The organism is Dapis purpurea BLCC-M126, from assembly GCF_050015975.1.
Classification (GTDB): Bacteria; Cyanobacteriota; Cyanobacteriia; order Cyanobacteriales; family Microcoleaceae; genus Trichodesmium.
Genome location: NZ_JBNHER010000314.1, coordinates 137,552 through 143,830, shown reverse-complemented (window position 1 = coordinate 143,830; position 6,279 = coordinate 137,552). Strand labels below are relative to the sequence as shown.

Here is a 6,279-nt window from a genome sequence, read left to right as displayed (position 1 = left end):
ATTTCCATCCATCTCTCCTCGATGAAAAATCACTAACATTTTCATTCTCTGAAGCTCCTGAAAAATTCGGCGCGTCAAAGGAATTTTCCAATGAGCAATGCCAGAAAAATTTTCATCTTGTGGGAGCTTCCCATAAATGGTTGTTTTTCCCTCGTCAAATATTTCCATCCATCTCTCCTTCGTGAAAAATCACCAACATTTTCATTCTCTGAAGCTCCAAAAAAAATCGCGCGTCGAAGGATTTTCGGTTGCTTCCTCAGAACTTTTCTGATATTATAAAGTTTAACTTGGGTTGCTCGCCTATACACATGACTTTTTATTCAACCAATTTTTCTCGTAAGAGGCAATGAAATATTCAGGAATTTTGCCAGAAGCAATACCAGAAACATTTTCATTTTCTAAAGCTCATGAAAAAATCGGCTCGTCAGGCGATCGCCTTTTCAGTTATCAGTGTTCTGTTTAAATTACCAATTTAAAAGGATGAAAGATGAGAAAGCGATCACTCTTTACTATCGAGTGGAAAATCAGCAACACTTTCATTCTCTGAAGCTCCAGAAAAAATTCGGCGCGTCAAAGGATTTGGGGTTGCATCCTCACAATTTGTCTGATATTCTAAAGTTTAGCTGGCGTTGTTCGTATATACGCATGATTTTTTATTCAACTAAAAATAGTAAAGTTTTAAGAGCGATCGCCTCTTCAGTTATTAGTTAACAATGATCGGTCTTCAACTTAAATTACTGATATTTTAAAGATGAATATTAGAGAGCGATCGCTATTTATATATATCAAATAAAGTTAGAGTTTAGGAATAAATAAAGGGTGAGATTTAAAGAGCGATCGCTTATTCCATGTTTTCAGAAAGTGAGTTAAATCAAGTAATATTTTCATTGGGATAATTTCCGCTTCTTAACTTTAATATTTATTCCCTTTTCAGGTTGAGAATAGTTTTTTGCTTACTAATCTTTAGTTACTAAATCTGTCTAGGCTTGCTAGATTCAGAAACTATCAGATGTAAAAATATGCTTCAGGGGATTCGTAGCTTTATTTCGTATGTTTATTTGACAGATAAAATTAATAAGTATAAGTAGGGTAACTAAGTAAAATGAAGATCTTAAAAAATACGCTAAAAAAGTACCGGGTTCGACTACTTTCAAAGTTAAGAATATCAAAAATTGTATCGGTTGTAAAAAAACAAATTTTAAATAGTCAGGTTCTACATCTAGAAAAATATTACGCCAGTCATCACGAGTTGGACGACGGTATTTAATAAGATTACATAGTAAGGCAAATTGTAAATCTATATCTAAAGTTTCAAATAGATATTCCCATTTTTTACTAAAATTAATTCTACGAAAACCTTGTTTTATCTCATTAACATATTCCTGTTTCAATTCTGGTATTTTTGATAGTCTTGATCTTTCTATTGATATTTCTAATTCTTCTAATCTTGTTCTAAAAATACCCTTTATTTTTTCTTCTTTAGCAAGCTTTTTTAACTGTAAAAAATCTTTTTTATCAAGCAATACTATCCCACACAAAGGAATTACTATTCTTGGATCAATCTTGCGCCGATAAATTTCTTCAGGAGTACATCTACAACAAATCAACCAAGCTACTTTTGCCATAGCTTCTCTTTCTGATGGTGGAAAATGAACTGCTATCCATTCCCAATCTTTTAAATTAAATTTATTATCAACTTCTGCCATATTTCCCACTCCTAGAAAACCTAATTATTTAGACTCCTAAACTCCGCAAGATTTAAAGCAGCTAACTTCTGAATATTTTCATCAGAATGATAAAGTAAAGCATTTAAAATTTCTCTCCCATAAGGAGTACCAATTTTCACTAAATCTCTCATTGCCGTTTCCGAACCTTGCTCCGCTAAACCCTTCAATAAAGAAACTGCAATATCTCCCATATTAATAATTGCTTGGCGAGCATCCACCAAATTAATATCATCATAATACTTAAACAAAACATCCGCCGCTTGTGGCAAATTTGTTTTAGATAATGCCTTCACAGACGCCTGGCGAACTTCCAGAGATTCAGAATCATTCAAAGCATTTTCTAGAAACTCAAAAACAACTTTTCCCCTACCTCTTTCCCGAACATCAGAAGCGACTGCTCCAAAAGCTCTAGCTAAATTTTCATCAGAATTTGCTTCTCCCAATTTTTGCTTAAACTCTTCAATAATTCTCTCTGCCAAAATAGGAGAAACTTCTTGAGCATCTGCTAAACATTCAAAAGCTGTCAGAGGATCTTCCTGATAAATAACCTCTATTAAATTTGTACTATTCCCGGCAAACCCACACCAAAGTTTAACCGTTTCTCGCCAACGTTCCGGGTCATTTTTAAACCTTTCTATTAATTCATTTTCTTTCTCTCTCAAAGCTGCTGCTGCAAAATATTCTTGCAAAGTTAAATGAGCAAATTGATATTTATCTCCCCTCTCAATTTTCAATAATAATCCACTACGTTCGACAATTTCATCTAATATTTTTTGAGTATCTGTTTCAGGATTTAGATTTAGATCGGGTAAAACTTTTTGAATTTTTTCTATGACAATTTCATAATCTAAACTCAAGTCATTTTTTTGTTGTTTACTAGCATTATCCTGAGCAAATAAAGCTAAATGTTGTAGCACTCTCCGCTTATGAGCGCTCTCTTTATATTGATTAAAATTATTCTGCCATTGATTCAATAAAATATGAGTAGATTCTTGATAAAAATCTGACCGAGACTGAGGCAAAACAAAAGCAGGTTGAGTATAAAGATGAGCAACAATAGTCAACATTAAAGGATTTCTAGCTAACTCCATAATTAGAGGTCTATCTCTCAAAGTTTGTATGAGTTGATCGATAGATTTATCGGGTGGCATTTCAGATTTCCATGCTTCTAAAAAGAGTCGCATTTGTCTGTCGCTAAATTCTTTAATATCTAAAGTTTTTTCGACAGACTCAGCAAAATCATTCCGATAAACTGCTGCCCGACAAGTAATAATTGCTCGACATTTATTATCGTACTTATCTAATAAATCATTAATAGCTTGTACAACTTGAGAGCGAATCAAACTTTTTACTTCATCTAATCCATCAAATAACAGAAATAATTTTCCTTTTTCCAGACTTTGCTCGACAAAAGAATTAGCTTTAGGAAAATCATCCCTATCTAAAGCTTCTACTAATTTCTGTTTTAATACTTCCATATTGAGGGCTGAAGTTTCTATTTCATTGAGGCGATATAACTCTAATAAAATCGGCACATATTCATTAGAGGAAGTATTTAATTTTTCCCTCGCCCAAGAGAGAACAAGATATTTTAATAAAAGTGTTTTTCCAGCTCCAGGTTGCCCCTTAATAGTCAAACGATTATATTTTTTAATCTCAGAAAAATTAATTGGTTCATTATTGGCTTTTTCCAAGAATTGCAAATCCACATAAATTTCTTGGAGACTTAAAGGACGATTCGGACGAAAAGGAATTTTTAGTTGTTCGTGTTTATTGATGAGACCTTTTTTATAGCGTTTGAGAGAAAAATTCCAAAACAATTCAAAACCAGCAATTTGATTGTATAGCCATTTCCCAAAGGTATTAACTAGATGAGTTACCCAACCTTGTATAGCTTCCTTAAAAACTAACAGAATCAAAAGTGCTAAGGCAGCAAACCATCCCAAACCATAAAATAGATCGTCATTAATTTTTTCCCAGAGATTACTATCTTTTGCCTCTTTGAGTCTTGTATATTCTTCCTCGTAAATTTTAGTAATTTCTGGAGTAGTTAAACCGAAAGAATTTTTCTCATATAAATCAATCATTAACCTACTATCCATTGCCTTATCATTTTCAACATGACGTTCAGCGTAATCTTTAATTTCTTGAATTAAAACTTCCCGACTTTGAACATTAGGTGTAGGTGTCTGAGTATAACTAGGTAATATCCAACTCCAACAAAATATAATAATTAACGTTAGTAGAAATAAACTAATAGAAACCAGTCGGTTAAATTTGTGTCGAAAAAGTTGAGTGTAAGGTGAATTAGGTTTGAACATATTAACTCAATTAAGAATTTACTTAGAGAGTGTTTTTAACGAAATCAGAAGTTGTTTTTGTAACGGAAAATTAGAGAAACCCTCCAAAAACATTTTGTTTTAAAAGGCGGCGTTTTAGACCCAATTATTTTGAGAAACCAAAGATTAACGGTACTTTAGCAAAAAATATGTTAACAATAGGCTCAAACCCTGATACAGTAAAGGTTTTACATTGATATATCTGGGTTTGATCCATTTCTAGTGCAGGATGACGGAAATATGTTACTAGTGACAAAATACTCAAAGCCTTACCAATCAAAACTTCTGACTTCCCCTCCCAGGAGGGGTTAGGGGTGGGTTGAATTCTGAATTCTGACTTCCGCGTAGCGGTACTAGTATGTTGATGTATTGCTCTTATACCAATTACTAAAAGTAATGCTATACTTAGGTGGAACTTCAATTATCAAGTAATTTAGACAGTCAAAATAACTTTTTTCATAGTTACTGGCTAGTTAATGTCAATTATTCTTATTTTTACTTCTCCTCTACTCCCCTGCTTAATAAAATGTAGAAAAGTTTTTGAGAAATGGTATTACCCCATTAGCTTTGAAGGCATTTTTCCTGGGAAAAATATCAAAGTATCGTTAAGATAGCTTATGTCTGTATTTAATATTCCTTTAATAAACAGTTTCTTATTGTTTAAGCTAGTATTTATATTAAATAACAACATCAAAGTAGTCTTTCTCTCAAATTGCTCATTATTTTCTTAAGCTACCTAAATTTATGGATAATTTTTGTATCTCTATAAAGCAAAAACCCGTGACTGCCAATAATATAATGAATATATCTAGGGGCAACCACAGGTATTCAGTTTATATAGAGCGAAATCAATTTTAGTTCTAAGAAAACAAGAAATTGGAAACTTTAAATATTTAGGTCTCTAGATTTTTAGCATTTTTTCTTGATAGGATGATGAACTACAAATATTAATCCCTTTTTCTTGTTCCCTGTTCCCTAAAATTCTAAAACTTCATACTTTATCAACTCGAAAAATGCTGTAAATTTACCCAGCAATTTTCAATAATTCCACATCAAAAATCAGAGTAGCATTAGGAGGTATAACCCCACCAGCACCACGGGGACCATATCCTAATTCTGATGGAATAATCAACTTACGACGTTCACCAACTTTCATACTACCTACTCCTTCATCCCAACCCTTAATAACTTGACCTACGCCAACTTTAAATTGGAAAGGTTGATTACGATCGCGAGAGCTATCAAACTTACTACCATCCTCTAAAGTTCCTGTATAGTGAACTACAACTGTCTGACCTTTTTGAGGAGTAGCGCCATCTCCTTCTGCCAATACCACATACTTAAGACCAGATTCAGTAGTAACTTCTTCGTTATTTTGAGCCATAATATTTTCTGCTATTGTAGTTGTTGGATTTAGTGTAGTATCTTCTGCCACTTGCTGCTGAACTTCAGTAGGATTTATAGTACCAGGTGTATTTTGAGAAGCAACTGCCTCTTTTCCCGAACCTGTAATTTGAGCAATAAGCAAGACTAAACCACAGACTATTACTATTCCCAGACTAATAATAATTCCTCGCAAAATTAAACCTCCTAATTTAACTCAAAATTGAAAAGTTAAAAATCAAAAATTCTTACATCAAGTTTGAATTATGGTTACTAAAAGTATAGTCAAATATAGGCAGACTAAATTCCATTTCACCCCTCTTAAATTTAGTCCGTGCTGCAAATTTAACTTCTAACTTCAGGAAAGTTAGGACATTCTCAGATTTATCAAATTTAGTCAGTGCAGGGAATTTAACTTCTGACTTCTAATATTCTGAGTTCCAAATTCTAAATTCTAAATTCTAAATTCTAAATTCTAACGCCAGTTACGGTTTTCTAAATCTCGTATCTGACGCTCCAAACGATCCAAACGACCCCGCAGTTCGTCCATTTCTGCTTGACGAGGAACTCCTATATCCTGCATCACATTCCGCATTTGTCGCTCCATCTGAGCTTCCCAGTTTCCCTGTTCTGACTTAAGTTGCTGCATTATATCATCAACAAAAGTCTTAGCTTGGTCTGGGTTGATAGTACCATCTTTAACCCATTGGTTAGTTACTTCCTGTATTTTTTCTGCCACTAGGGAAGTTGTACCAATGCCGATCATTAAAAGTTGTTGAAGTAGATTTTCTGTATTATTCATAATTTTTTGCCTGTCTTAATTAAGCTAA

The 6,279-nt window shown here is 33.3% G+C and carries 5 protein-coding genes; 1 reads left to right on the top strand and 4 read right to left on the bottom strand.

Annotated features, from left to right (window positions below):
• Nucleotides 1–480: 480 nt before the first annotated feature.
• Complete coding sequence (locus tag ACP6PL_RS29005; protein ID WP_426548816.1) at nt 481–711, top strand: hypothetical protein; 231 nt, start codon at nt 481–483, stop codon at nt 709–711.
• 284 nt (nt 712–995) lie between these two features.
• On the opposite strand, the gene ACP6PL_RS29000 is transcribed toward ACP6PL_RS29005, so the two are convergent.
• The 4 genes from ACP6PL_RS29000 to ACP6PL_RS28985 all read right to left on the bottom strand — a co-directional run bounded on the left by ACP6PL_RS29000 (nt 996) and on the right by ACP6PL_RS28985 (nt 6,251).
• A complete protein-coding gene (locus tag ACP6PL_RS29000) occupies nt 996–1,706 on the bottom strand; it encodes a hypothetical protein (protein WP_426548815.1) in 711 nt (236 codons plus the stop codon).
• 20 nt (nt 1,707–1,726) lie between these two features.
• A complete protein-coding gene (locus tag ACP6PL_RS28995; RefSeq protein ID WP_426548814.1) occupies nt 1,727–4,048 on the bottom strand; it encodes an NACHT domain-containing protein in 2,322 nt (773 codons plus the stop codon).
• Nucleotides 4,049–5,090: 1,042 nt separating this feature from the next.
• Nucleotides 5,091–5,645, bottom strand: coding sequence for an FKBP-type peptidyl-prolyl cis-trans isomerase (locus tag ACP6PL_RS28990; protein ID WP_426548813.1), 555 nt, complete (start codon nt 5,643–5,645; stop codon nt 5,091–5,093).
• A gap of 279 nt (nt 5,646–5,924) precedes the next feature.
• Nucleotides 5,925–6,251 carry a phasin family protein gene (locus ACP6PL_RS28985; protein WP_426548812.1) on the bottom strand — a complete coding sequence of 109 codons (327 nt, stop codon included), beginning with the start codon at nt 6,249–6,251 and terminating at the stop codon, nt 5,925–5,927.
• Nucleotides 6,252–6,279: the final 28 nt, after the last annotated feature.

Excerpts from the sequence above, each read along its gene's own strand:
- ACP6PL_RS29000 (WP_426548815.1), bottom strand. The coding sequence starts at position 1,706 with ATGGCAGAAGTTGATAATAAATTTAATTTAAAAGATTGGGAATGGATA.
- ACP6PL_RS28995 (WP_426548814.1), bottom strand. The coding sequence starts at position 4,048 with ATGTTCAAACCTAATTCACCTTACACTCAACTTTTTCGACACAAATTT.
- ACP6PL_RS28985 (WP_426548812.1), bottom strand. The coding sequence starts at position 6,251 with ATGAATAATACAGAAAATCTACTTCAACAACTTTTAATGATCGGCATT.
- ACP6PL_RS29005 (WP_426548816.1), top strand. The coding sequence starts at position 481 with ATGAAAGATGAGAAAGCGATCACTCTTTACTATCGAGTGGAAAATCAG.